Origin of the sequence: Hydrogenophaga sp., from assembly GCF_030651625.1 — a bacterium.
Lineage (GTDB): Bacteria > Pseudomonadota > Gammaproteobacteria > Burkholderiales > Burkholderiaceae_C > Hydrogenophaga.
The window spans coordinates 65,919-89,555 of the sequence record NZ_JAUSCF010000022.1 but is presented as its reverse complement, the minus strand read 5'-3'; the positions used below and the strand labels follow the sequence as shown (position 1 = coordinate 89,555).

Here is a 23,637-nt window from a genome sequence, read left to right as displayed (position 1 = left end):
CCCGCTCCCAGGCTGTTTACCCTTTCCTTTCAACCTTCAGCAATCAACATGTCCCTCGACAACGTCACCCCCGGCAAGAATGTTCCTGAATCGTTCAACGTGATCATTGAGATTCCGATGAACGCCGATCCGATCAAGTACGAAGTGGACAAAGAGACTGGCGCCATCTTTGTGGACCGTTTCATGAGCACTGCCATGCACTACCCCACCAACTACGGGTATGTGCCCAAGACACTGTCGGGTGATGGCGACCCGGTCGACGTGCTGGTGATCACGCCGGTGCCATTGATCCCTGGTGTGGTGGTGACCTGCCGCGCAATTGGTATCCTCAAGATGCAGGACGAAGCCGGCGAAGACGGCAAGGTGCTGGCGGTGCCCACCGACAGGATTCTGTCCATCTATTCCCAATGGCAGAAACCATCAGACCTCAACCCGATGCGTCTGAACACCATTCAGCATTTCTTTGAGCACTACAAGGACCTGGAGCCGGGCAAGTGGGTGAAAATTCTTGGTTGGGAAGGCCCGGAGGCTGCACACAAAGAAATTCTTGACGGCGTGGCCAACTACAACAAGCAGGCGAACTGACCGTTTCTGTGGTCGCATACAAAAAAGGGCCTGCCGGGTGTAATCCTGGCAGGCCCTTTTTACAGTTCAGCGGACGAGCGTCAGCGTTGCTCTGCGTCGATATCACCGCGGTATTCGATCTTGCCGCGCACCCGCGCACGCGGATGCATGTCGATCAGATCGTCGTAGCTTGCGTCTCCGATCAGCGTGGCCGAACCCGTGATCTCCAGTGATTTGCGTGCAATCACGGTACCGACCACCTTGCCCTCGATGAACACGTAGTCGGCCTCCAGGCGGGTGTTTTCAATCACGCCGGTGGCGCCGACATGAAGGGTACCTCCGGATTCAAAAGTGATGTTGCCCAGAAGCCGGCCATCGACCTTGATGCCCTGGTCGCTTGAGGTGTGGAAGTTGCCTTCGAACACGGCGCCTTCGGCGATCAGGCTGGTGATGGCCGTGAGGCGGTCGACGGGAACCAGTCGGGTGGCGGTGGGGTTCTGACTCATGGATCAAGGCTCCTTGCTGTGCGACCCGTTGTCGGGCGTGCGTACGGGGTTGAGGGTGGTCGTTGTGTCGATGTCGTCAGGGCCGGTTTGGCCATGGTCACCATGGTTTGAAGAGGGGAAGCTGCTTTCGGGGCGCAGTTGGATGGGGCCTTGATCATCATCACTTTGACCCGGCTGCGCTGGCGTCATCTCGCTGCGCTCTTGCTTGCCAGCAGGCGGCAGGTCGATGGATAGACCGATCGATGCCGGTGATGGCGCCGGAAGGCCGCTGGTTGGCCCCACATTCACTGTCGGAGAAGCCATCGGGCCGGTCAACGTTGTGAGCGCGGTTCGAAGCTGCGGAAGTCCCCAGATTGACACCGCGATGGCCGTTCCCAGGACAAAAAGCAGCGGCAACCCGTACCGGCAAAGCGCCCAGACTGCCCATCGAATCTTCAACCGCCGGGCGCTCACTTTCTTGTCGCGCTGCCAGCTTCGTTGCAAGGCTTCGCGACGGATCCGCTCGGAATCTGGCAGGGGTGCGTTTTCCGTCATCTCGACGGTCTGGACGGCGCTTGTCCACGGCATGGAATCTGATCAGACCAGTCAGTTCTGCGGTGCCGAAGGTGTGGCCCGCTCCAGCGTGGCGTTGAGGTCAGCGCCATTGACCTGGATGCGGCCATAGCGCACCAGCCCATGCACACTGGCCGTGTCGTGCAGCGACACCTCACCCTGGCCCGAATCGAGAATGCCGTCCGTGTGACCCATGACTGAAATCTTGTGCGCGGTGATGTCGCCCTTGACACGCCCAGACTCGGTCACCACCACAGCCACCTGCACATTCGGCGCTTGCTTGATGTTGCCTTCAATGTGCCCGCCAATGCTGCACGGCCCGCGGAGCTCTGCATTGCCGACAAACCGCATGCCTTCTGCCACCATGCTGCGAGCTGCGCCTGCTTCCTGTGCATCCAGCATGGGCAGGGTTTGTGGCTCCGGCTGGAGCAGCGGCAGATTCGAGGGTTGCGAAGGTGGCATGGCATTGCCCACATCCACTTCCATCTGGGTGGCCGGTTGGTCCTGAGGGTCCTGTTGGTCTGGCTGGTAGCCCTCATCGCCAGTGTGTCGATCGTTCTGGTCGGACGGGTTGTTCTGCGTAAACTGGTCGTTCATGTCGGGGTCTTCCTGGTCCTGTTCAAGGTGGCGGTCGGGGTGCAGGTAGCGTTGGGATTTCATCAGCTCTTGCCTGTGTGAACGTCGTGCAGCACGGGCAGTTTGTCACCCAGTTTGAGCGTCTTGAACGGTCCTTGCAAGTCGGCACCCTCGTAAAGCTGCAGGCGGCGGGCCATCAATGTGCCCGTGGAGATGCCCGAGTTCGCCACGTAGGCCATGCCTTGGCATTCCAGCGTGGTGGCGTTGGGGCCTGCGTCTGGCGAGCCCAGGCGACCAAAGAGGTACAGATCGCCGGTGACACGGATGCGGCCCCTGACGACCCCGCCGGTCCAGACGATGAGATTGCCATTGACGTGCAGGAGCCCGGACAAATCGCCTTGCACCAGCAGACCGCCATCGAAGCGAAGCTCTCCACCCAGTTGGCTGCCAGCGGCCACCCGGTTGACCACATTCATGGCCACCGGATCGAGGGTGAGGGTGTCTTGGGGTGTCTTCAGAGCCATGACTGCAATGCCCAGAAAGCACCGGAAGCCAGCAGGGAAAGCAAGCCAAACCAGGCCAGCCACAGAGCATGCCGCTCCATCCAGAGACGGCCCTTGCCAGGCAACCGCCGGGTCCGGCCGGGTTTGTCTGTGGTGTGGTCCAGCACGAGCCAGTCTTGCCAGGTTTCGCTGAGCCCGTACGTGCCTGTTTTCAGATTGACTTCGAGGCCCGCCGCAGCCATTTCTTTTGGGCCGAGGCGCCGACCGAGCACCACGGAAAATGGTGCACCCACGATGGTTTGGGTGAAGAAGGCATCCGATTCGTTCATCTGGCGCTAGTGTAGCGAGCCAGCGAGGCTCGTTGCCGCTCAGTTGAAACCAGACGCTCAACCATTTTGCGACCCGCTACCTGGCATTTGCCTGGGCGCCAGGGACGCGCGCTTGACCGGGCTGCGTGCCTCCAGGTGGCGCACATACTGATCCACACCTTCCCCTTCACGCGCCAGAAACCGCTCCACCGCATCGGCGAAGGAGGGGTGTGCCAGCCAATGGGCGCTGGTGGTTTTGACGGGCAGCAGCGCTCTGGCCATTTTGTGTTCGCCTTGTGCGCCACCCTCAAACCGGATGTAGCCGTGCTCGATGCACCAGGCGATTGGCTGGTAATAGCAGGCTTCAAAATGCAGGCAATCCACCCGGGCCAGTGCGCCCCAGTAACGACCATAGGCCACGCCCAGGACCGGATCGATGGCGATGAGGCTGCAGGCGATTGGTTGCCCCGCCTGTTCAGCCACAAACAGCAACCAGTTTTCCGACATGGTCTGCGACATGCGATCGAAAAAATCGCGATTCAAGTAGGGCGCGTTGCCATGTTCCAGGTAGGTGCGTTCGTAGCAGCGGTAGAAAAAATGCCAGTCAGCCTTTTCAATGTCGCGACCCAGGCTCCAGCGAAAGCTCACACCCGCTTCAGCAACCTTTCTGCGTTCCTGGCGGATCTTCTTGCGCTTCTCCTGTTGCAGGCTGTCTAGGAAATGCCCGAAACTGGCATACCGACAAGATCCTGCGATGAAAGCATGCTCTGCATGGGGCGCCGCCTTGACGTCGTGCGCATCCGATTCGTCAGTCGATAGGCTTTCCAAGCCAGTTCCAGCGTTCTGCCAATGAAACTGCACGGTGTGGCGCAGCATCAAGCCATTGGCCTTGCAAACGCTGGCGTCTTCGGCTTGCAGGAAAAGCAGGTGAAGCGAAGATAGGTTTTCCCGGCTGGCGTGCTCCACCAGAGCCTGCACCAAAGCCGACCGGGCATGGGCATCGACGGCCAGCAAGCGTGCCCCGGGCACCGGGGTGAAGGGCACTGCCACCAAGGCCTTGGGGTAGTAGGCCAGGCCGTGCTGGTCGTAGGCGTTGGCCCAGGCCCAGTCGAACACGTACTCGCCATATGAGTGGTTCTTCAAATACATGGCGCAGGCAGCGCAGAGGCGTTCACCCTGCCAAAGCGTCATGAACTGGGCTTGCCACCCGGCGTCTGGCCCTGCGCTACCACTGAGGTGCAGCGCCGCCAGGTACTCGTGCTTCATGAAGGGGCTGGGGTCCGCTTCGTGTTTCAGCAGCTCATTCCAGCTTCCCGACGGCACCTCCATCGGCGAGGAAAAGACCCGGGTGACATAATTCGAACGCGTCAATTGCAGGCTCCTGGAAACCCCGGAATGCCATGCCTTGGCGCCAGCTGAAATCGCCCCGCCATTCTTCCTGTTTCAGCGGCCGATGCTGTTTCATTTCTTGACTGCATGACACTCTCAATTTGTGTGGCCCAGCTCAACTACGTGGTGGGCGACATGGCGGGCAATGCCCAAAAAATCATCGAGGCGGCACATGAGGCCCACGCCAAGGGAGTGCGCCTGTTGCTCACCCCTGAACTGGCCACTTGCGGGTACGCCGCAGAGGACCTGTTCTTGCGGCCCGCGTTCATCGACGCCTGTGATGATGCCCTGAAAGCCATAGTCAGCGCGACCGCAGGTCTTCACGGTTTGCATCTGGTGGTGGGGCACCCGACCCGGATCGCCGACGATGTTGGTATTGGAGTCCGGGACCGCAGCAGCTCGGTGGCCCAGCTCCACAACGCAGCCAGTGTGTTGCTTGAAGGGCAGGTGAAAGCCACATATGCGAAACGCATGCTGCCGAACTACCAGGTGTTCGATGAACGCCGCTACTTTGCGCCAGGCGTTGAAACCTGTGTGTTCGATGTGGCGACGGAAGAGGGCGATGCCGTGCGGGTCGGCCTGCTCATTTGCGAGGACGCCTGGTTTGAAGAGCCCGCCGCCGATGCCCTGCGCGCGGGTGCCGAAATTCTGGCGGTGATCAACGCATCGCCTTTTCACACTGGCAAAGGCGGCGAGCGAGAGGCCACCATGCGCCAGCGCGTGTTGGCCACCGGGTTGCCGCTGGTCTACGCCCACCTGGTGGGTGGGCAGGACGAAATCGTGTTTGAAGGGCGAAGCTTTGTGTTGTCGGCAGACGGCTCGCTGGCAGGGCGCGCCGCGAGCTTTGAAGAAGCTTTATTCGACTGCAGATTCACCCGACAGCCCTTCGGCTGGGACATCGCGTCTTCCACCGACCGGGACCATAGCCAGGAGGCGGATCTTTGGCATGCGCTGGTGCTGGGGGTGCGGGACTACCTCGGGAAGAACGGCTTTCCGGGTGCGTTGCTGGGCTTGTCGGGTGGCATCGACTCGGCGCTGGTGTTGGCCATTGCCGTGGATGCGCTAGGCAAGGATCGGGTGCGCACGGTGATGATGCCTTCGCCGTACACCGCCGACATTTCCTGGTTGGATGCGCGCGACATGGCCGCGCGTCTGAGCGTGCGCTACGACGAGATCTCGATTGCGCCGCAGTTCGAAGCCTTCAAGGCCAGTCTCGCCAGCGAATTCGCCGGCTTGCCCGAGGACACGACCGAGGAAAACCTGCAGGCACGCATCCGCGGCACGCTGCTCATGGCGCTGTCCAACAAATTCGGCAGCATCGTGCTGACCACGGGCAACAAGAGTGAAATGGCCACGGGCTATTGCACGCTGTATGGCGACATGGCGGGTGGCTTTGCGGTGATCAAGGACGTGGCCAAGACCATGGTGTTCAAACTGGCCCGTTGGCGAAACGCCCACGACCCCTATGGCACCGGCGCCAACCCGATCCCCGAACGCATCATCACGCGTCCGCCCAGTGCTGAGCTGCGGCCTGACCAGAAGGATCAGGACAGCCTGCCTGACTATGCCGTGCTCGACGCCATCATCGAACTCTACATGGAGAACGACCGAAGCCCTGCCGAAATCGTGGCCAGGGGTTACGAGGAAGCCGACGTGCACAAGGTGGTCAGGCTGATCCGCATCAATGAATACAAGCGCCGGCAGGCGCCGGTCGGTATCCGGGTCACGCACCGGAGTTTTGGCAAAGACTGGCGCTACCCCATCACGAGCAAGTACCGGGCATGAAGTCAGCCTGAGATGGGTGACAGACCTTCGCTGCGCTCAGACTCAGATGGCCTGCGTCACCTCAGCTTGCGAAACGCAGCGTGACCGCTGGGCGCATTTCGCCCACCTGCACACCCGCCGAGTTTTTCAGCGGTGGAGGCGTCAGTGAGGACAGTGCCTCTCGACTCTCATCATCCAGCCAACCCAGCTGCTCCAGTACCGCGACAAAGGCGACCATCAATGGCGTGAGCATGACGTCGCTGCACTTCGCGGCAATGGCCACACCGCGACTGAAGCTGGCCAGCACCTGCACGCCATCAGCGCCGACCTTGCTCACCCAGTCGCCACGTCCCGCCTTCATCAGCGTCAGATCGTTGCGCCCTTGTCCGCTGACCCATTCGGGGTGCCTGCTCATGGCTCTGGCGATGCGCTGAGGCGCGTCGCCGTATATGGGGTCTTGCCCGGTCAGGGTCAGCCTGGCAAACGCGCGCGCCAGTGCTTCGAGTGGAATGGCGTAGTTCGGTGCACTGCAGCCGTCCGTGCCCCTGATCAGCTTGTGCGCAGGCATACCTGAAAAATGGCTCACGCTTTGCGCGATCTGTTGTTGGACCGGATGATGCACGCCCAGGTAGCCTGCCAGGGGTGCATCCAGTGCGTGGGCCAGCATCAACATGCCACTGTGTTTGCCGGAGCAATTGTGATGAACCGCCGTGTAGCGCGCGCCCGCCGCCGGCGGCTGGCCGGTTGCGCCGAAAAAGTAGGGGGTATGGGTACCGCAGGCGAGATCGCTCTCGGCGGCGCCGAATCTGGACAGCAGCGCCGCGACACGCTCCACGTGCATGGGTTCGCCGTTGTGGCTTGCGCAGAGCAGCGCCACGTCGGCCTCCCCCAATGCGTATCGCTCTGCCCACTGCGCAATCAGCGGCAGCGCCTGGAAAGGCTTGAGGCAAGAGCGCGTGAAGAGAGGTGACGTCACATCTCCGGCGCTGGCGAGCAGGCGCCCATGGGGGTCAACCACGGCGACCGAACCGTGGTGGATATTTTCTGGATGCCCTCCTCGGTATGAAACGGCGATCGGGACGTGGTGGGGAAGCGGGGTAGGGTGCATGGTGCCAGAGGAGAGTTGAGCGTGGATTTCAGCACACCGGACCGTTCGCCGGCCTGGGTGAAACCAGTCTTCGGACACGTCCTGGCTTGACGTGCGGATGAGGGATGCGTGTTAAAGTTTTCGTCATCTATTTGTTACGCATCCCGGAGAGCGCCTCATGAAGCAGATCACCGCCGTCATCAAACCCTTCAAACTTGAAGAGGTGCGCGAAGCCTTGGCAGAACAAGGCGTCACAGGTCTGACCGTGACGGAAGTCAAAGGCTTCGGTCGTCAGAAAGGCCACACCGAACTGTATCGGGGTGCCGAGTACGTGGTGGACTTTCTGCCCAAGGTCAAGGTGGAGGTCGTGGTGAAGACCGACGATGTGGAGCGTTGCGTCGACGCCGTTGTTCGCGCTGCGCGGACCGGCAAGATCGGTGATGGCAAGATTTTCGTCACTTCCGTCGAGCGCGTCGTTCGCATCCGGACCGGGGAAGAAGACGAAACTGCGGTGTGAAAAAGAAGCACCCTGCTGGCGTGCCCGGTTGCAGTCTAGATTTCTTCCAGGCGGGGCTCGGGGGAAGACCCTGCGGCCTGAATCAGTTCCGGCAATAGGCGATCGGCTTCAGAATCTACCCGGATCAGGTCCATCTGCCATCCGCCCATGAATTCCTGTTGCACGGTGCTGCGCAGGAAGGTCATCAACCCGTCGTAGTAGCCGTTGGTATTGAGCAAACCCACCGGTTTGTCGTGATAGCCCAGCTGTCGCCAGGTCCAGGCCTCAAAAAATTCTTCAAACGTTCCGATGCCACCGGGCAGGGCCAGGAAGGCGTCACAGCGTTCGGCCATCAGGCGCTTGCGTTCGTGCATGGTATTCACCACATGCAGTTCGGTGCAGCCCTGATTGGCCCATTCCCTCTCCACCAGTGCTTTGGGAATCACACCCACCACTGTGCCGCCCGCATCCAGAGTCGCTTGCGCCACGGTGCCCATCAGTCCGTTGCGCCCACCGCCGTACACCAACTGGCCGCCGCGCTGACCAATCCACTGGCCCACGGTGCGCGCCACGTCGGTGAACTCCGGGCGGGCACCGGCTCGCGAACCACAATAGACGCAGAGGGAAAAGGGTGCTTCCACAGCTCAGTGCTTTCTTCAGAAACGATGCCAGACAGCGGCCGCCCAGACGCCTGCACACAGCAGGAGGCTCAACAGTACGGCAGCGCTGCCCATGTCCTTGGCGCGCTTTGAAAGGTCATGCCACTCTGGGCCGATGCGGTCGATGGCGGTTTCAATACCCGTGTTGAGCAGTTCCACCACCATCACCAAAATCACCGCGCCCGCCAGCAACCCCACTTCGACCCAGCTCTGGCCGAGCCAGAATGCCAGAGGCAGCATCACGAGGGACGCCAGCGCCTCCTGGCGAAACGCGGTCTCGCCCCAGCCGGCACGCAGTCCGGCCAGGGAGTAGCCCAGCGCATGCCACATGCGGCGCAGCCCTGTGCGCTGCTTCTGGGCGTTTGCCGGTTCGTGCGTCGTCATAAGTTGGTGGTCAAGAATTTCAGAGGTGCCAGAACTTGCGACCTTTGGCTGGCTCGGCGGGCTTGTGGTGTACCAGGCGCGTGCCGGCCAGTGCGTCGTGCAGAAACTGGCGCTGCGGATGAAATCGCGCCAGCAATGCCCAGATCGCTATCCAGCCGATCAGGATCACCGTCAGTTCGCCTCCTGACAAATGAAAGTAGCCACCAGCAGCCAGGGGCGGCAGAAACCATATCCACGACCACAGGTAGCGCAGCAAGGCCTTGGGCCGGGTGAGGGCGTGCCCCCATCGGTCCACCACGCGGATGTGCCAGGTCTTCATGGCCAGGGTCTGGCCTTTGACCCAGAACCATGTGAAATAGAGCGCCAGCAGAAGAAACACATAAGCCTGCAGTGAGTACCGGTTGTTGAATGCATCGCGCACAGGAATGAGCGAGGGCACGAGGTGGCCAGCGGCAAACAAGAGGCCGAAAAAGAACAACCCGGTTCCAAACAACACCCCGAACAAAAGTGTGCCTTCATACAGCCAGCAGGCCATGCGGCGGGTCAGGGAAGGCGCTGTCAGCACCTGAGCGGGCAGGGGGGAGGCTGGCGTTTCTGTCATGTCTGGGCCCATGCAGGGCCGAAGTCTCGAGGCTGGGTCTGGGAGGCTGCGATTGTCGCATCGCGGCCTCGCTGGTCCCTTTTTCTGTGTGCTGGCGTATCGCGGGACTTGAATGAGCTTGTTGCAGTGCGATAATAGAAGGCTGCAATTCAAAACAAGGCAAACGGGTCAAGGTCCGGCAGAGTATGTGTCTGCCCATGGCCATTGGCCTCAAGTCTCGACACCGCTTCACAAGAGTCGGTCTAGAGGCACCCAAGGTTTTTCGTTAGAGAAATTCTCGAAAGGTTCATCATGGAAATCAACAAGGCCGAACTGGCCTCCGCTGCCGCTGTGTCCGGCACGTCTCCCCAAGATCTCCGCGGCGCTGAAATTCTCGTCAAGGCCCTACAGGCCGAAGGTGTGAATTACGTCTGGGGCTACCCCGGTGGCGCGGTGCTCCACATCTACGACGCGTTCTACAAGCAGGACACCATCCAGCATGTATTGGTGCGGCACGAACAAGCCGCCGTGCACGCTGCAGATGGATTTGCCCGTGCAACAGGCGAAGTGGGTGTGGCCCTGGTCACATCAGGCCCTGGCCTGACCAACGCGGTGACCGGCATTGCCACCGCGTACATGGACAGCATTCCCATGGTGATCATCAGCGGGCAGGTCCCCACCGCCGCCATTGGCCTGGACGCCTTCCAGGAATGCGACACCGTCGGCATAACGCGGCCCATCGTCAAGCACAATTTCCTGGTGAAAGACGTGCGCGACATGGCCGTCATCATGAAGAAGGCCTTCCACATTGCTCGCACCGGCCGACCTGGCCCGGTCGTGGTCGATGTGCCCAAAGACGTGTCCTTCAACAAGACCGCCTACACCGGCTACCCCGAGTCGGTGGAAATGCGCTCCTACAACCCGGTGCGCAAGGGTCATGGCGGTCAGATTCGCAAAGCCCTGCAGCTCTTGTTGTCGGCCAAGCGACCCTACATCTATACCGGTGGCGGTGTGCTGCTGGGCAATGCCGTTCAGGAATTGCGCACGCTGGTGGATCTGCTGGGCTATCCGGTCACCAACACCCTGATGGGGCTGGGCGCCTACCCGGCATCCGACCGCAAGTTCCTGGGCATGCTGGGCATGCATGGCACTATTGAAGCCAACAACGCCATGCAGAACTGTGACGTGCTGCTGGCCGTGGGCGCCCGGTTTGACGATCGCGTGATCGGCAACCCCAAGCACTTTGCACAGAACGAACGCAAGATCATCCACATCGACATCGATCCCTCGAGCATTTCCAAGCGTGTCAAGGTCGATGTGCCCATCGTGGGAGACGTGAAGGATGTGCTGGTCGAACTGATCAACATGGTGCGCGAGAGCACCCTGCGCGCTGATGAAAAGTCGCTGGCATTGTGGTGGGAGACCATCGAGGCCTGGCGTTCACGCGACTGCCTGAAATACGACCGGGGCAACAAGGACGTGATCAAGCCTCAGTACGTGGTGGAAACGCTGTGGAACATGACCAAGGACGCCGACACCTACATCACGTCGGACGTGGGTCAACATCAGATGTGGGCGGCACAGTACTACCGTTTCGATCAGCCACGGCGCTGGATCAATTCGGGTGGGCTGGGCACCATGGGCGTGGGCATCCCCTATGCCATGGGCATCAAGATGGCCAAACCTGACAGCGAGGTGTACTGCGTCACGGGTGAAGGTTCGGTGCAGATGTGCATTCAGGAACTCTCCACCTGTCTCCAGTACAACACGCCCATCAAGATTGTGTCGCTCAACAACCGCTACCTTGGCATGGTGCGGCAGTGGCAGGAAATCGACTATGAGGGTCGTTATAGCCACAGCTACATGGATGCACTGCCGAATTTCGTGAAGCTGGCTGAAGCTTATGGTCACGTGGGCATGCTGATCGAACGTCCACAAGACGTCGAACCTGCCTTGCGCGAGGCGCGCAAGCTCAAGGACCGCACGGTTTTCATGGATTTCCGCACCGACCCGACCGAAAACGTGTTCCCGATGGTGAAGGCCGGCAAGGGCATCACGGAAATGCTGCTGGGGTCTGAAGATCTCTGAAGCGTGGGTACATCGGGTGAACGGCGCTTTGCGCACGCTCACCCCTGCACACCGCTTCGCTCCCATCCATCCCTGAAGAATCTATTTGCAGCCAAGCCTGCGCATTACCGTGCGCAGGGGAGGGCTCAGAAAAGAGGAATCCTTTCATGAAACACATCATTGCCGTGCTGCTCGAAAACGAGCCAGGTGCTCTTTCGCGCGTGGTGGGCTTGTTCTCCGCCCGGGGATATAACATCGAGTCGCTGACCGTGGCGCCCACCGAGGATGCCTCCTTGTCGCGCATGACCATCCAGACCACCGGGTCGGATGACGTGATCGAACAGATCACCAAACACCTCAACCGCTTGATTGAGGTGGTCAAGGTCGTGGACCTGACGGAAGGCGCCTACACCGAGCGCGAACTCATGCTCGTCAAGGTGCGGGCCGTTGGCAAGGAGCGCGAAGAAATGAAGCGCATGGCCGACATCTTTCGTGGCCGCATCATCGACGTCACGGAAAAGAGCTACACCATCGAACTCACGGGTGACCAGAGCAAGAACGACGCCTTCCTGGAGGCGATCGACCGGGGCGCCATTCTTGAAACCGTGCGTTCTGGTGCCAGCGGCATCGGCCGAGGGGAACGCATTTTGCGCGTTTGATTTTTTCAGGGCTCGGCCATTTGTCCGTTCTGGCCGGGCCTGTCGAAGCCTTGATCCGTTTCCTGGCGGAACAAGACACCCGAGAGCCCTTCGACAGGCTCGCGAAGAACGGCATTACATTCACCAACTGGATTTCACTGGAGCAAGAACATGAAAGTTTTCTACGACAAGGACTGTGACCTGAGCCTGATCAAGGGCAAGACGGTGGCCATCATTGGCTATGGCAGCCAAGGCCACGCCCATGCGCAGAACCTCAACGACAGCGGTGTCAAAGTGGTGGTGGGTCTGCGCAAGGGTGGCGCGTCATGGGACAAGGTCGGCAAAGCCGGCTTGACCGTGATGGAAGTCGATGAAGCCGTCAAGGCCGCCGACGTCGTCATGATCCTGTTGCCCGACGAAATGATCGCCGAGGTGTACAACAACAATGTCGCCCCCAACATCAAGCAAGGTGCTTCGCTGGCCTTTGCCCACGGCTTCAACGTGCATTACAACCAGGTCGTGCCCCGCGCTGACCTCGACGTGTGGATGGTCGCTCCCAAGGCGCCGGGTCACACCGTGCGCAACACCTATACGCAGGGCGGCGGTGTCCCCCACCTGGTGGCCATTCATCAGGACAAGAGCGGCAAGGCACGTGATCTGGCGCTGTCGTACGCCATGGCCAACGGCGGTGGCAAGGCTGGCATCATCGAGACCAACTTCAAGGAAGAAACCGAGACCGACCTGTTCGGCGAACAGGCCGTGCTGTGCGGTGGTGCGGTTGAGTTGATTAAGATGGGCTACGAGACGCTCGTGGAAGCCGGTTACGCGCCCGAGATGGCCTACTTCGAGTGTCTGCACGAACTCAAGCTGATCGTCGATCTGATCTATGAAGGCGGCATCGCCAACATGAACTACTCGATCTCCAACAACGCGGAGTATGGCGAGTACGTGACCGGACCCGAGGTGATCAATGAAGAGTCCCGCAAGGCCATGCGCAACGCACTCAAGCGCATCCAGAACGGCGATTACGCCAAGATGTTCATTCAGGAAGGTCGCTTGAACTACCCGAGCATGACCGCACGCCGCCGCAACACCGCGGACCACCAGATCGAGGTGGTGGGCGCGCAACTGCGCGCGATGATGCCCTGGATTGCCAAGAACAAGCTGGTGGACCAGACCCGCAACTGATGCCTCGGTGACCCCACTTGGGTCACCAGATTGAGAGTCAGCCCAGGGCCACTTCGGTGGCCTTCGGTTTTTTGGGGCCGGTCACTGGCTTACACTGGACCTTTGGTGTTTTGCGGCCCATGGCAGGCGCCCATTGTGGGCCACTGAACCGCCACAGAGAAATTCATGCACGACGGAACCGAACCTTTGATCCCGCCCGCTTCGGACGTTCCAAGGCGCAAGGGCATCTACATGTTGCCCAACATGATCACGCTTGCAGCGCTCTTCGGAGGCTTCTATGCCGTGGTGATGGCCATGAACGGCCGCTTCGATCTCGCCACCGTGGGCATCTTTGCCGCCATGTTTCTGGACAGCATGGATGGGCGGGTTGCGCGCATGACAAACACCCAGAGTGCATTTGGCGAGCAGATGGACTCGTTGTCGGACATGGTCTCTTTTGGCGCAGCCCCCGCCCTGATTGCATACGAATGGACGTTGCGTGACCTGGGCCGTTGGGGCTGGATTGCGGCGTTTGTCTATTGCGCCTGTGCAGCACTTCGCCTGGCAAGATTCAACGTGAATACCGGGGTTGTGGACAAGCGGTACTTCCAAGGGCTTCCGTCGCCTGCCGCTGCGGCGTTGGTCGCAGGATTCATCTGGTTGATGACCGAACTGGCGGTACCGCGTGCCGATCTCGCATGGGCCATGTTCGCACTGACGCTCTATGCCGGGCTGACCATGGTGACCAACGTGCCGTTTTACAGTTTCAAGGACCTGAGCCTGAAGCGCAGCGTGCCGTTTGCAGCCATTGTGCTGGTGGCGCTCGGCATCGCAGCGATCAACATTCATCCGCCAACGGTGTTGTTCGGTCTGTTCGTCCTGTACGGCCTTTCAGGCTATGCGGTATACGTGTGGCGCAAGGCAAAAGGCAAACAAACCAGCGTGATCAGTACGTCCACTGACGAACCGGACGAACGCGGCTTGCATGACTGACTTGCCAAGTCGTCGTTTGTGCTACATTTCCTGAATGTCCTTTCGCACCCTGTCCCTACTACTGGATGTCCTTCACGGGCAGAGTTGACAGCGCGAAAGCACTACCAATCCAAACGGCCCGTTTGCACCCGCAGCGGGCCGTTTTGCGTTGGGGCTGTGGGGGTTTTACCATTGAGAGCAAATCATGTTTTACCAGTCAGCCAGTCCATACCCAGGCTTTCCAGCCGCCTCCCATTCCATGTCCGGCTGCCTGCTGCTGTTGAACGGGGAGAAGCATGTGCCGGTGCGTGCCCATCGATCTGCTCACCCTGGTGCATGAACCGCTGTTCCGATTTTCTGGTCTCAAGCTGACAACTGCCCCGTTTGGCACTACCACCTACAAACACTCTTCCAAATACCGGAGAAAACGATGGCCGACAAACTGATCATTTTTGACACCACCTTGCGTGACGGTGAACAATCGCCCGGCGCTTCCATGACGAAGGATGAAAAACTGCGCATTGCGCGACAGTTGGAGCGCTTGAAAGTGGACGTGATCGAAGCGGGCTTCGCCGCCAGTTCAAACGGTGACTTTGAATGCGTGCAGGCCATTGCCAACACGATCAAGGACTCCACGATCTGCTCGTTGGCCCGCGCCAACGACCGCGACATTTCACGCGCGGCCGATGCGTTGAAAGGGGCCGCCAGCGCGCGCATTCACACCTTCATCGCCACCAGTGCGCTGCACATGGAAAAGAAGCTCCGCATGACCCCGGAGCAGGTGCTTGAGCAGGCGATACAGTCGGTGCGTTTTGCACGAAATCTGTGTGGAGATATCGAGTTCAGTCCCGAAGATGGCTACCGCAGCGACCCGGACTTTTTGTGCCGTGTGCTCGAGGCGGTGATCAAAGAAGGTGCCACGACACTGAACATTCCCGATACCGTGGGCTATGCCATCCCAGAGCTGTACGGTGACTTCATCCGCACCCTTCGTGAGCGCGTACCCAACTCGGACAAGGCCATCTGGTCGGTGCACTGTCACAACGATCTGGGCATGGCCGTTGCCAATTCGCTTGCAGGCGTGAAGATTGGCGGGGCACGCCAGGTGGAGTGCACCATCAATGGTCTGGGGGAGCGGGCGGGCAATTGCTCGCTTGAAGAGATCGTGATGGCGGTGCGCACGCGGCGCGACTACTTCGGTCTGGATGTGGGTGTGGATGCCACACAGATCGTGCCAGCGAGCCGCATGGTGAGCCAGACCACGGGTTTTGTGGTTCAGCCCAACAAGGCCGTGGTGGGCGCGAATGCGTTTGCCCATGCCAGCGGCATTCATCAGGATGGCGTGCTCAAGGCGCGGGACACCTACGAGATCATGCGTGCGGAGGACGTGGGCTGGAGTGCCAACAAGATCGTTCTGGGCAAGCTCAGCGGGCGCAATGCATTCAAGCAGCGCCTGCAGGATCTGGGTATCGAGATGGCGTCCGAAAGCGAGGTCAACACGGCTTTTGCAGCGTTCAAGGAGCTTGCGGACCGCAAGAGCGAGATTTTCGATGAAGATATCCTTGCGCTTTGCAGTGACGAAAGCGTGACCGCCGAGAAAGAACAGTACGGGCTGGTTTCCCTGTCCCAGTCGAGTGAAACCGGTGAACGTCCTCATGCGCAGGTCGTCTTCACCATCGACGGCAAGGAGTTTCAGGGCGCTTCGGAAGGCAACGGGCCAGTGGACGCCTCGCTCAAAGCAATCGAAACCCATGTCAAGAGCGGTGCCGAACTGTTGTTGTACTCGGTCAATGCCATCACCAGCGGCTCAACGGAAAGCCAGGGCGAGGTCACCGTGCGCTTACAGCACGGAGGGCGCGTGGTCAACGGCGTCGGTGCGGACCCGGATATCGTCGTCGCTTCCGCCAAAGCCTATCTCAGCGCCTTGAACAAGTTGCACAGCAAAGCCGTCCGGGTGGCTGCACAAGGATGAAAAAGACTTGATAAATCAAAGGCTTGTGAATGCTTCTGGGCTAATGCTACAAACAGCTACGGAAATTAACACCAGTTCTACCGAACACTGAGGTTCAATTCACAAGTTTTTGATATTGCTAGTTTTTTTTGATCGCCCTATACTCCAGACAGCCCGATTGTCTGCTTGGAGTGAAGAGATGAAACTTTGTGCAAAACGTGTTCGAAAATCTTTGACGGGCTTTGCGACGCTGATCATTTCTTTAGCGCTGGCGGTGCCAGTTTCCGCCACGGCCAGTGCCAGTTCCAGCAAGCGCCCTGTCGCTGCGAAGCCTGGCCCTAAAGCCAAGGAAGTCAAGCGACCAGTCGCCAAGAAGCCCGTGGCCGCAAGCGCTCAACGTGCGCAGGCCAAAGCGCCTCAAAAGCGTGTGGTGGCTCAAATTCGAAATGCGCCTGTGAGAACCACCGGCGCGAGCAAGGTGGCGCATGCGGGCAACGGAAATTCCGCCAGGGTGATACCGGTAGCGACTCAGGCCCGGTTGTCGAACGGAGAGCGAATGGGTTTGCGCCATGGTTCCGACCCTCTCGAACTCAGCTCCAGCGTGGCGCTGGTGATTGATCAGGAGACCAACGAGGTCCTCTTCAGCAAGAACGATGAAGCCGTTTTGCCTATCGCTTCGCTAACGAAGCTCATGACCGGGTTGCTCATAGCCGAAGCGGGCCTTTCCATGGATACGCCCATCACGATCACGCGAGCTGACCTGGATACTTACAAGGGTACCGGGTCGCGACTGGCCGTCGGTACCACACTGAGCCGCGGTGAAATGATGCACATTTCGCTGATGTCCAGCGAAAATCGCGCTGCCAACGCGCTGGGGCGCACCTACCCCGGGGGCATGAACAAATTCGTGCAGGACATGAACGCAAAGGCCCGCGAACTGGGCATGCACGACACGCGTTTTGTGGAACCTACGGGTCTTTCGAGCGAAAACAAGTCCAGCGCACGCGACTTGGCGACCCTGGTATCAGCCGCCTACGAACGGCCCATGCTCCGAGATCTCTCGACTTCTCCAGGTCATCAGCTCGACTTCGGCCGTCGAACGCTGCAGTACATCAACTCCAATCGCTTGATCCACAACCCGGCATGGAACATCGGTCTGCAGAAAACGGGTTATATCTCTGAAGCCGGGCGCTGCCTCGTCATGCAGGCTCGAGTGGCAGGCCGGGAGGTGATCATGGTGTTTCTCGACGCCGCAGGCACACTCAGCAGGAACCAGGACGCCGAGCGAGTGCGTCGATGGGTCGAGGCTCAGACCCACGCGCAAACCGCCATCAGACCTCAGGGCTGATTGACGCTGCCATCGAAAGCAATGCCTGGCGCGGAGCTCAGTGCGAGCTGTTGTGCAACCAGTCTTTTTGAATTGCTGCCAGTGGCTGAGCGCGCGCATGACATCGCAATGCAACGGCCTGTCAGGCCTTGGGGCAACCCAATGCAGCTGAAATTTCGGATGCCGTTGCCCGCAATTTGGAAACCCAGTTCTCGTCGATGCGGTCAGCAGGCGCGGAAATTGACAGACCAGCCACCAATTTGCACTGGTCGTCATAAATGCCGGCGGCCATGCAGCGCACACCCATCTCCAGCTCTTCGTTGTCGCGTGCAATACCTGCCTGGCGGCACTGATTGAGTTCTCGCTCAAGGCTTGCCAGCTGGGTGAGACTGTTGCGGGTGTTCCCAGCCAGTCCCGTGCGCGTGGCGTAGGCTCGCACGCGCAGGGGCTCATCAGCAGCCAGAAACAGTTTGCCCACGGAAGTGAGGTGCAACGGCGCTCTGCCACCGATGGCGCGAACCACTTGCATGCCGGACCTTTCACTGTAGGCCCGTTCCACATAAACGATTTCGTCGCCCTGACGAACGCTGAGATTGACAGGTTGCTGAATCAGCTTGTGCAGCTCTCGCATCGGAGTCAACGCGGCATCTCGAACATTCAGTCTGGCTTTGACCAGATTGCCAAGCTCAAGAAGGCGCATGCCGAGGCGGTAGCTACCCGCTTCAGGCCGATCGACGAATCGACCAATGGTCAAGTCGTTCAGGATGCGATGCGCTGTGGACGGATGCAGTCCCGTCTTTTCGCTGACTTCCTTCAAGGAAACCGGATCTTCCCGGGATGCCAGAACTTCCAGCAAATTGAACATGCGTTCAATGACCTGGACGGTGGGGGTGGTGGGCTGCTGATCAGAGCGTTTTGTCATGGTCTCACAAAGGTTGCCATGATTTTACAAGATGAAATTAAAAGCCCATGACCTGTCTGCGAGGCGCGGTGTCACCGGAAGGCTGGCCGCCAACGTTCAGGGTGAAGAGGTGGTGGCCAACGACCGTGTGCCGCACCAACGGCCATCCACCAGAAGTTCGTAGGGACGAAAGCTCGACTTGTAGCTCATCTTCCCGCTGTCTGCGATCCAGTAGCCCAGATACACATGCGGAAGATCCAGTGCTCTTGCCTGTTCAATCTGCCACAAGACGTTGTAGGTCCCATAGCTGGCTTGATCGGCTGGTTCATAGAAGGTGTAGACGGCCGACAGGCCGTCATTGAGCACATCGACGATGGACACCATGACCAGCCGTGCAGGTTGTGTTTCGGTGGCGGGATCGTAGAACTCGACCAGGCGTGAATTCACCCGGCTTTGCAGCAGGAACTGGGTGAACTGGTCGATGCTGTCGTGATCCATGCCGCCGCCGGCATGTCGATGGTTCTGGTAGCGCAGGTAAAGCTGGTAGTGCTCAGGCACAAAACACAGCTTGAGCACCCTGGTTTGCAATCGTCCAAATCGCGCCATGCACCGTCGTTGGGTGCGGTTGGGCGTGAAGCTGGCCACAGGAACCCGCAAGGGCACACAGGCGCTGCATCCGTCGCAATATGGCCTGTAGGTGAACATGCCACTCCGCCGGAACCCATGCACGACAAGGTCGGAGTAGGCGTCGTTGTGGATCAAGTGGCTTGGAGTGGCCACCTGGGATCGGGCCTGGCGGCCTGGCAGGTAGCTGCAAGGGTAGGGCGCCGTCGCGTAAAACTGCAGCGCCTGAAGCGGAAGTTCTTTGAGATGTGTCACTCGCGCGCACCGTCCTCAATCGTCCTGGATTCAATGAGCCGTTCCCAGTATACGGGCTGAAAATTCCAGACTGGAGGTGGCAGGGCAATGGCCGTTTTCAGGAAGCAGCAAAAGTCACTTCGTGCAACGGGCCGCGCGCCAAGGGAGGCCAGGTGCGGGGTGTCCTGCTGGCAATCGATCATGGCAATGCCTGATGCCCGACAAAACGCGACCAACGCTGCCAGTGCGTACTTGGAAGCGTTTGTCTGGTGGCTGAACATGGATTCGCCGAACACCATGCCCCCCAGCCCGACGCAATACAGGCCTCCAGCCAGTTCACCATCGATCCAGGTTTCCACGCAATGAGCCAGCCCGGCGCGGTGCAGACGCATGTAGGCCTGCACCATGGGCGGAAGTATCCAGGTACCACTCTGCCCTCCACGGGGTGTGTACGCGCATGCCTGGATGACCCGGTCGAAATCATGATCGATCCGTATCGTCAAGCGCTGTTCGTGCAGCAACTTGACGAGGGATTTTCGCAAGGATCGGTGAAGTCGGAAGCTTTCCGTTTGCAGCACCATGCGGGGATGTGTGCTCCACCACAGGATGGGTTGCCCCGCGCTGTACCAGGGGAAGATTCCCTGGCTGTAGGCCGCCACCAGCGTGGGCACGTCCAGCACCCCGCCGGCAGCCAACAACCCCGGCGCGGGATCGTTCTCTCCCCAAGCCAGCTCCACAGAGGGAAAGTCCTGGTGCGGCTCTAGCCATGGCAGTGGCCGGACAGGGGGCGTTGTCTGGGTCATTCGGGCTATTGTGAACTTTCCTGGCGAGCCCTTGGTGCCGGTTGGGAAATTGCAGGAGTGACCATGCGGCCAAACTCAATGCCTAAGACTTGAGGTGCTTGACGAGCATCCAGAGAGCTGCGCCAGCCAAAATACCAACCAGATCGGCGAACAGATCCTGAAGGTCTCCGTGGCGCCATCCGGTGGCATGCTGGGCCAGTTCAATCAATGCCCCGATCACGAGGAGGCCGAAGCAAATCCGCTTGAGACGGTCCGGGTATCCCATCAAACCCAACACAGTGAGTCCGGCAAATCCAGCGGCATGTTGTGCCTTGTCCCAGATCAGAGACACCTGATCCGGCAATTGTTCAGTGGGCAGCAAAGAGAGCACGACCACGCCGAACAAGCTGATCCAGAATGCGGCTCTGATCCCTGAGATGAGTTGGCGGTCCATCGGCATATATTGTTGGACGCTGAAAACAGAAAAGCCTTCCGAAGAAGGCTTTTGCGTGTTGCTTGTCTTGGCTCCCCGACCTGGACTCGAACCAGGGACCTGCGGATTAACAGTCCGTCGCTCTACCAACTGAGCTATCAGGGAACAGCCTCAAATTATAGCGCTGTTTTTTCCTGATTTTTGAGGCAGGAGGAATTTGGCAAATTTTTGTCGCGCGGTGTTGGAGGCAAATGTCTTGATCAGTCAAACACCGGAGACTCGACACCCAGCACCTTGTGCAGCTTGGGGCTGGTGGTGGTGTACTGTAGGAACACCTTTTTGTCCGGGAAGACGATGGGCATGGCGCCGAAGGCTGCCAGAGCGCATTCGTGGAATCCGGAGAGGATGAGCTTCTTTTTGCCGGGGTAGGTGTTGATGTCTCCCACGGCGAAGATACCCGGTACATTGGTTGAGAACTTTTCTGTATCCACCACCAGTTGCTTGCGCTCGATCTGGAGACCCCATTCGGCAATCGGTCCCAGCTTGGGTGACAGACCAAAAAACACCAGCAAGACGTCCAGCGGCACGACACGCGTGACCGCATCGGCACCTGTGACCTTGAGACCGGTCAACAGTCCATTCTTTTCTTCGTAGCCGGTGACCTGACCAACGATGAACTGCATCTGATACTGATCGCAAAGTTCACGCATGCGAGCCACGTTGGCGGGTGCCGCCTTGAAGCCGTCGCGACGATGGATCAGGATCACGCTCTCGGCCTTGTTGGGCCCCTCGTTTGCAAAGTTCAATGACCAGTCGAGGGCGGAGTCGCCGCCCCCGACGATGACAAGGTTCTTGCCTGCGAAGGTGGCTGGATTCTTCACGCGGTAAAACAGTTGAGTACCTTCGAACCGATCCAGGCCGTCGACTTTGAGCGTGCGCGGTTGGAATGCGCCCACGCCAGCTGCAATGAAGATGGTCTTGGTGAGAAAACGGGTGCCTCTGGACGTTTCCACATGAAAACGCCCGTCGTCCTGTCGTTCGACCTTGCTGACCTCCTGCCCGAGGTGAAAGGTGGCGCCAAAAGGTTCGATCTGTTTGAGCAGGGCGTCGGTGAGTTCCTGTCCCGTGCATACAGGAATCGCTGGGATGTCGTAGATCGGCTTGTCCGGGTACAACTCCACTGGCTGACCACCGGGGTATGCCAGTGAGTCAATCACATGCGCCTTGATCTCCAGCAGGCCGAGTTCGAAGACCTGGAACAGCCCCACTGGACCGGCACCCACGATCACTGCGTCGGTTTCGATCGGTCCGTCGTGAACGATGAACGTGTCCACCACTTCCTGGTTCAGTTGGGGCTCCATGTTCAGCGCAGCAGTTCAGGCAGTTTGCCTGTTTTGTCTTTCCAGTCGTCCGCGTCGGGCAAGGGCTCTTTGCGCTTGGTGATGCTCTTCCATCCTGGCAACCTGGCGAGTTCGGCGTTCAGATCCGTCATGTGCAGTTGATCTTTTGGCAAATCTTCTTCCGCGTAGATGGCGCTTACAGGGCATTCCGGAATGCAAACTGCGCAGTCGATGCACTCGTCGGGATCGATGGTGAGGAAGTTTGGGCCCTCACGGAAGCAATCCACGGGGCAGACATCTACGCAGTCGGTGTATTTGCAGCGGATGCAGGATTCGGTGACAACATGGGTCATGGTGATTGCGCGGATTCGGTAAAACGCTGAATTTTAGGGTTTCCCCAAAGAGTAGGGCATGGCCATGCCCCTTGCATTGACATAAGTTAAAGGGCCGGAGGGCAGATCAGTTCACCAGCACTGCCCCTGAGGTCTTGTGGGAGGCGGTGTCGACCAGCACCAGCGAGCCTAGCGCACGAGAGCGCTCGAAGGGCATGGTGGCCAGGGGTTCCTGAAGCGCCAGCTCAACGTGACCAATGTCGTTTGGCTCCAGTGAGCTCGCATCTTCTTCGGCCAGGGTATGGATGTCGAGCCGGTGAACGATGCGTTTGACTTTGGCTTTGACCCAGCGATGTCCGTGCAGCGCCCAGTAGACACGCCCTGGAAGCAATGGCTCGTCGTCAAGCCAGGCCACTGTGACCTGCAAGTCGCGTGACGAGCTGATCTCAGGTGTACCGTCATCTGTCGCAAGCAGCCAGTCACCCCGCGAGACATCGACCTCGCGGTCCAGCACCACGCCGGCGCTGTGTCCTGCCGTCACGGAATGATGTTGGCGAACATGGTCAAGAACTTGCGAGACGATCGCCGACTGGCCGTTGGGCATGACGCGAACCCTTTGACCGGGCGTAACAGCACCGGTTGCCACGCGACCCCAAAAGACTCGTCGCCCCTGGCTGGTATCGGAAGAGGACGAAAACTTTTCGACCCATTGCACCGCAAAGGCAAACGGCAATGCCGTGTCGGCAGCCGTGACAGGAAGATGTTCGAGGATGTCGAGCAGGGTGGGTCCCTGGTAGCCGCACCAGGCCATTTCAGCCGGGGCGTCGACCACGTTCCATCCCTTGAGTGCCGAGATGGGCACGATGGCAGTGACGGGCATGCCAGCTTCGGCAGCGAAGTTTCGCAGGGCAACGCTCACATGGGCAAAGGCCAGCGCGCCGTCGTCGACCGCATCCAGCTTGTTGATGGCGAACACAACAGAAGGTACCCGCAGGAGTTTGAGCAGCAGGCTGTGGCGGCGGGTTTGGGGAAGCAGCTTGAGCGTTGCGTCCTGCCAGTCAAGTTTGGTAGCGTCGACCAGTACCACTGCGGCGTCGGCACTGGAAGCAGCCGTCACCATGTTGCGGGTGTACTGCTCGTGGCCAGGCGCGTCGCCAATGATGAACTTGCGGGTTTCAGTGCTGAAGTAGCGGTAGGCCACGTCGATGGTGATGCCCTGTTCGCGCTCGGCCGACAGTCCGTCGGTCAGCAGCGCGAGATCGGTCTCGCCCTTGCGCTGCACGCCTGCCAAATGGTCTTGCAGAACGGCCTTGCTGTCGACCAGCAGGCGGCCGATCAGGGTACTTTTTCCATCGTCTACGCTGCCGCAGGTGATCAGACGCAGGGCAGAGTTGGTGTCAGGTTGCAGGGCATCGACAGGCTCAGCCCGAACGGAGGTGGTGGTGTTCATATCAATTTCTTCAAGAACGTGCATGGGCCGCAGGAGGTGCCTCAATCCAGG

26 protein-coding genes and 1 tRNA gene are annotated in these 23,637 nt (G+C 59.5%); 9 read left to right on the top strand and 18 right to left on the bottom strand.

Going from position 1 to position 23,637, the window contains the following annotated elements; genetic code table 11:
* Positions 1-48 precede the first annotated feature (48 nt).
* The gene (gene ppa, locus Q7V46_RS08370) at positions 49-585 is read left to right on the top strand and encodes an inorganic diphosphatase (RefSeq protein ID WP_304913073.1); all 537 of its coding nucleotides are present in this window, start codon (positions 49-51) and stop codon (positions 583-585) included.
* Positions 586-665: 80 nt separating this feature from the next.
* Here the strand turns inward: ppa and Q7V46_RS08365 are convergent, their stop codons facing one another.
* From Q7V46_RS08365 to Q7V46_RS08340, 6 genes are read right to left on the bottom strand one after another with little or no spacing between them, the layout of a single operon-like run.
* The gene (locus tag Q7V46_RS08365; protein WP_304913072.1) at positions 666-1,070 is read right to left on the bottom strand and encodes a polymer-forming cytoskeletal protein; all 405 of its coding nucleotides are present in this window, start codon (positions 1,068-1,070) and stop codon (positions 666-668) included.
* 3 nt (positions 1,071-1,073) lie between these two features.
* Entirely contained in the window at positions 1,074-1,637 is a 564-nt protein-coding gene (locus tag Q7V46_RS08360) for a hypothetical protein (RefSeq protein ID WP_304913071.1), read from the bottom strand.
* Positions 1,638-1,655: 18 nt separating this feature from the next.
* Positions 1,656-2,282, bottom strand: a complete 627-nt coding sequence (locus Q7V46_RS08355; RefSeq protein ID WP_304913070.1) for a polymer-forming cytoskeletal protein — start codon at positions 2,280-2,282, stop codon at positions 1,656-1,658.
* Positions 2,282-2,722: a polymer-forming cytoskeletal protein gene (locus tag Q7V46_RS08350; RefSeq protein ID WP_304913069.1), complete on the bottom strand. Its 441-nt coding sequence runs from the start codon at positions 2,720-2,722 to the stop codon at positions 2,282-2,284. The genes Q7V46_RS08355 and Q7V46_RS08350 overlap by 1 nt, the downstream gene beginning before the upstream one ends.
* The gene (locus Q7V46_RS08345) at positions 2,713-3,030 is read right to left on the bottom strand and encodes a hypothetical protein (protein WP_304913068.1); all 318 of its coding nucleotides are present in this window, start codon (positions 3,028-3,030) and stop codon (positions 2,713-2,715) included. The genes Q7V46_RS08350 and Q7V46_RS08345 overlap by 10 nt, the downstream gene beginning before the upstream one ends.
* A gap of 57 nt (positions 3,031-3,087) precedes the next feature.
* Positions 3,088-4,338, bottom strand: a complete 1,251-nt coding sequence (locus Q7V46_RS08340; RefSeq protein WP_304913393.1) for a GNAT family N-acetyltransferase — start codon at positions 4,336-4,338, stop codon at positions 3,088-3,090.
* A 147-nt stretch (positions 4,339-4,485) separates the two neighbouring features.
* On the opposite strand from Q7V46_RS08340, the gene Q7V46_RS08335 reads away from it, so the two are divergent.
* The gene (locus Q7V46_RS08335) at positions 4,486-6,183 is read left to right on the top strand and encodes an NAD+ synthase (protein ID WP_304913067.1); all 1,698 of its coding nucleotides are present in this window, start codon (positions 4,486-4,488) and stop codon (positions 6,181-6,183) included.
* A 61-nt stretch (positions 6,184-6,244) separates the two neighbouring features.
* Here Q7V46_RS08335 and Q7V46_RS08330 read toward each other — a convergent pair whose 3' ends face one another.
* On the bottom strand, positions 6,245-7,270 hold the full coding sequence (locus Q7V46_RS08330; RefSeq protein WP_304913066.1) for an asparaginase: 1,026 nt from the start codon (positions 7,268-7,270) through the stop codon (positions 6,245-6,247).
* 157 nt (positions 7,271-7,427) lie between these two features.
* On the opposite strand from Q7V46_RS08330, the gene Q7V46_RS08325 reads away from it, so the two are divergent.
* The gene (locus tag Q7V46_RS08325; RefSeq protein ID WP_304913065.1) at positions 7,428-7,766 is read left to right on the top strand and encodes a P-II family nitrogen regulator; all 339 of its coding nucleotides are present in this window, start codon (positions 7,428-7,430) and stop codon (positions 7,764-7,766) included.
* Between the two features lie 35 nt (positions 7,767-7,801).
* On the opposite strand, the gene Q7V46_RS08320 is transcribed toward Q7V46_RS08325, so the two are convergent.
* Genes Q7V46_RS08320 through Q7V46_RS08310 form a run of 3 tightly spaced genes read right to left on the bottom strand, consistent with a single transcriptional unit; the run spans position 7,802 to position 9,389 of the window.
* Positions 7,802-8,386: a TIGR00730 family Rossman fold protein gene (locus Q7V46_RS08320; protein WP_304913064.1), complete on the bottom strand. Its 585-nt coding sequence runs from the start codon at positions 8,384-8,386 to the stop codon at positions 7,802-7,804.
* A gap of 15 nt (positions 8,387-8,401) precedes the next feature.
* Positions 8,402-8,788 (bottom strand): diacylglycerol kinase, encoded by a 387-nt coding sequence (locus Q7V46_RS08315; protein ID WP_304913063.1) that lies wholly within the window; start codon positions 8,786-8,788, stop codon positions 8,402-8,404.
* 19 nt (positions 8,789-8,807) lie between these two features.
* Positions 8,808-9,389, bottom strand: a complete 582-nt coding sequence (locus Q7V46_RS08310) for an RDD family protein (RefSeq protein ID WP_304913062.1) — start codon at positions 9,387-9,389, stop codon at positions 8,808-8,810.
* Positions 9,390-9,680: 291 nt separating this feature from the next.
* On the opposite strand from Q7V46_RS08310, the gene Q7V46_RS08305 reads away from it, so the two are divergent.
* The 6 genes from Q7V46_RS08305 (at position 9,681) to Q7V46_RS08280 (ending at position 17,511) form a co-directional block, all read left to right on the top strand.
* Positions 9,681-11,456 (top strand): acetolactate synthase 3 catalytic subunit, encoded by a 1,776-nt coding sequence (locus tag Q7V46_RS08305; protein WP_304913061.1) that lies wholly within the window; start codon positions 9,681-9,683, stop codon positions 11,454-11,456.
* Between the two features lie 146 nt (positions 11,457-11,602).
* Positions 11,603-12,094, top strand: coding sequence for an acetolactate synthase small subunit (gene ilvN / locus Q7V46_RS08300; RefSeq protein ID WP_304913060.1), 492 nt, complete (start codon positions 11,603-11,605; stop codon positions 12,092-12,094).
* Positions 12,095-12,244: 150 nt separating this feature from the next.
* Positions 12,245-13,261: a ketol-acid reductoisomerase gene (gene ilvC / locus Q7V46_RS08295; protein WP_304913059.1), complete on the top strand. Its 1,017-nt coding sequence runs from the start codon at positions 12,245-12,247 to the stop codon at positions 13,259-13,261.
* Positions 13,262-13,426: 165 nt separating this feature from the next.
* Positions 13,427-14,233 carry a CDP-diacylglycerol--serine O-phosphatidyltransferase gene (gene pssA / locus Q7V46_RS08290; protein WP_304913058.1) on the top strand — a complete coding sequence of 269 codons (807 nt, stop codon included), beginning with the start codon at positions 13,427-13,429 and terminating at the stop codon, positions 14,231-14,233.
* Between the two features lie 409 nt (positions 14,234-14,642).
* Positions 14,643-16,184, top strand: a complete 1,542-nt coding sequence (locus Q7V46_RS08285) for a 2-isopropylmalate synthase (protein WP_304913057.1) — start codon at positions 14,643-14,645, stop codon at positions 16,182-16,184.
* Positions 16,185-16,362: 178 nt separating this feature from the next.
* Positions 16,363-17,511, top strand: coding sequence for a serine hydrolase (locus Q7V46_RS08280; RefSeq protein WP_304913056.1), 1,149 nt, complete (start codon positions 16,363-16,365; stop codon positions 17,509-17,511).
* Between the two features lie 121 nt (positions 17,512-17,632).
* Here the strand turns inward: Q7V46_RS08280 and Q7V46_RS08275 are convergent, their stop codons facing one another.
* The 8 genes from Q7V46_RS08275 to Q7V46_RS08240 form a co-directional block, all read right to left on the bottom strand.
* The gene (locus tag Q7V46_RS08275) at positions 17,633-18,412 is read right to left on the bottom strand and encodes an IclR family transcriptional regulator (protein WP_304913055.1); all 780 of its coding nucleotides are present in this window, start codon (positions 18,410-18,412) and stop codon (positions 17,633-17,635) included.
* Between the two features lie 96 nt (positions 18,413-18,508).
* Positions 18,509-19,270, bottom strand: a complete 762-nt coding sequence (locus Q7V46_RS08270) for an arginyltransferase (protein WP_304913054.1) — start codon at positions 19,268-19,270, stop codon at positions 18,509-18,511.
* Positions 19,267-20,052 (bottom strand): leucyl/phenylalanyl-tRNA--protein transferase, encoded by a 786-nt coding sequence (gene aat / locus Q7V46_RS08265; RefSeq protein WP_304913053.1) that lies wholly within the window; start codon positions 20,050-20,052, stop codon positions 19,267-19,269. Before aat ends, Q7V46_RS08270 begins: the two co-directional genes overlap by 4 nt.
* Positions 20,053-20,134: 82 nt before the next feature.
* Positions 20,135-20,485 carry a VanZ family protein gene (locus Q7V46_RS08260; protein WP_304913052.1) on the bottom strand — a complete coding sequence of 117 codons (351 nt, stop codon included), beginning with the start codon at positions 20,483-20,485 and terminating at the stop codon, positions 20,135-20,137.
* Positions 20,486-20,553: 68 nt separating this feature from the next.
* Positions 20,554-20,629 (bottom strand) — tRNA-Asn (locus tag Q7V46_RS08255).
* Between the two features lie 95 nt (positions 20,630-20,724).
* Entirely contained in the window at positions 20,725-21,825 is a 1,101-nt protein-coding gene (locus Q7V46_RS08250; RefSeq protein WP_304913051.1) for an NAD(P)/FAD-dependent oxidoreductase, read from the bottom strand.
* Positions 21,826-21,827: 2 nt separating this feature from the next.
* The gene (gene fdxA / locus Q7V46_RS08245) at positions 21,828-22,157 is read right to left on the bottom strand and encodes a ferredoxin FdxA (RefSeq protein ID WP_304913050.1); all 330 of its coding nucleotides are present in this window, start codon (positions 22,155-22,157) and stop codon (positions 21,828-21,830) included.
* A 106-nt stretch (positions 22,158-22,263) separates the two neighbouring features.
* Positions 22,264-23,586 (bottom strand): sulfate adenylyltransferase subunit 1, encoded by a 1,323-nt coding sequence (locus Q7V46_RS08240; RefSeq protein WP_304913049.1) that lies wholly within the window; start codon positions 23,584-23,586, stop codon positions 22,264-22,266.
* Positions 23,587-23,637: the final 51 nt, after the last annotated feature.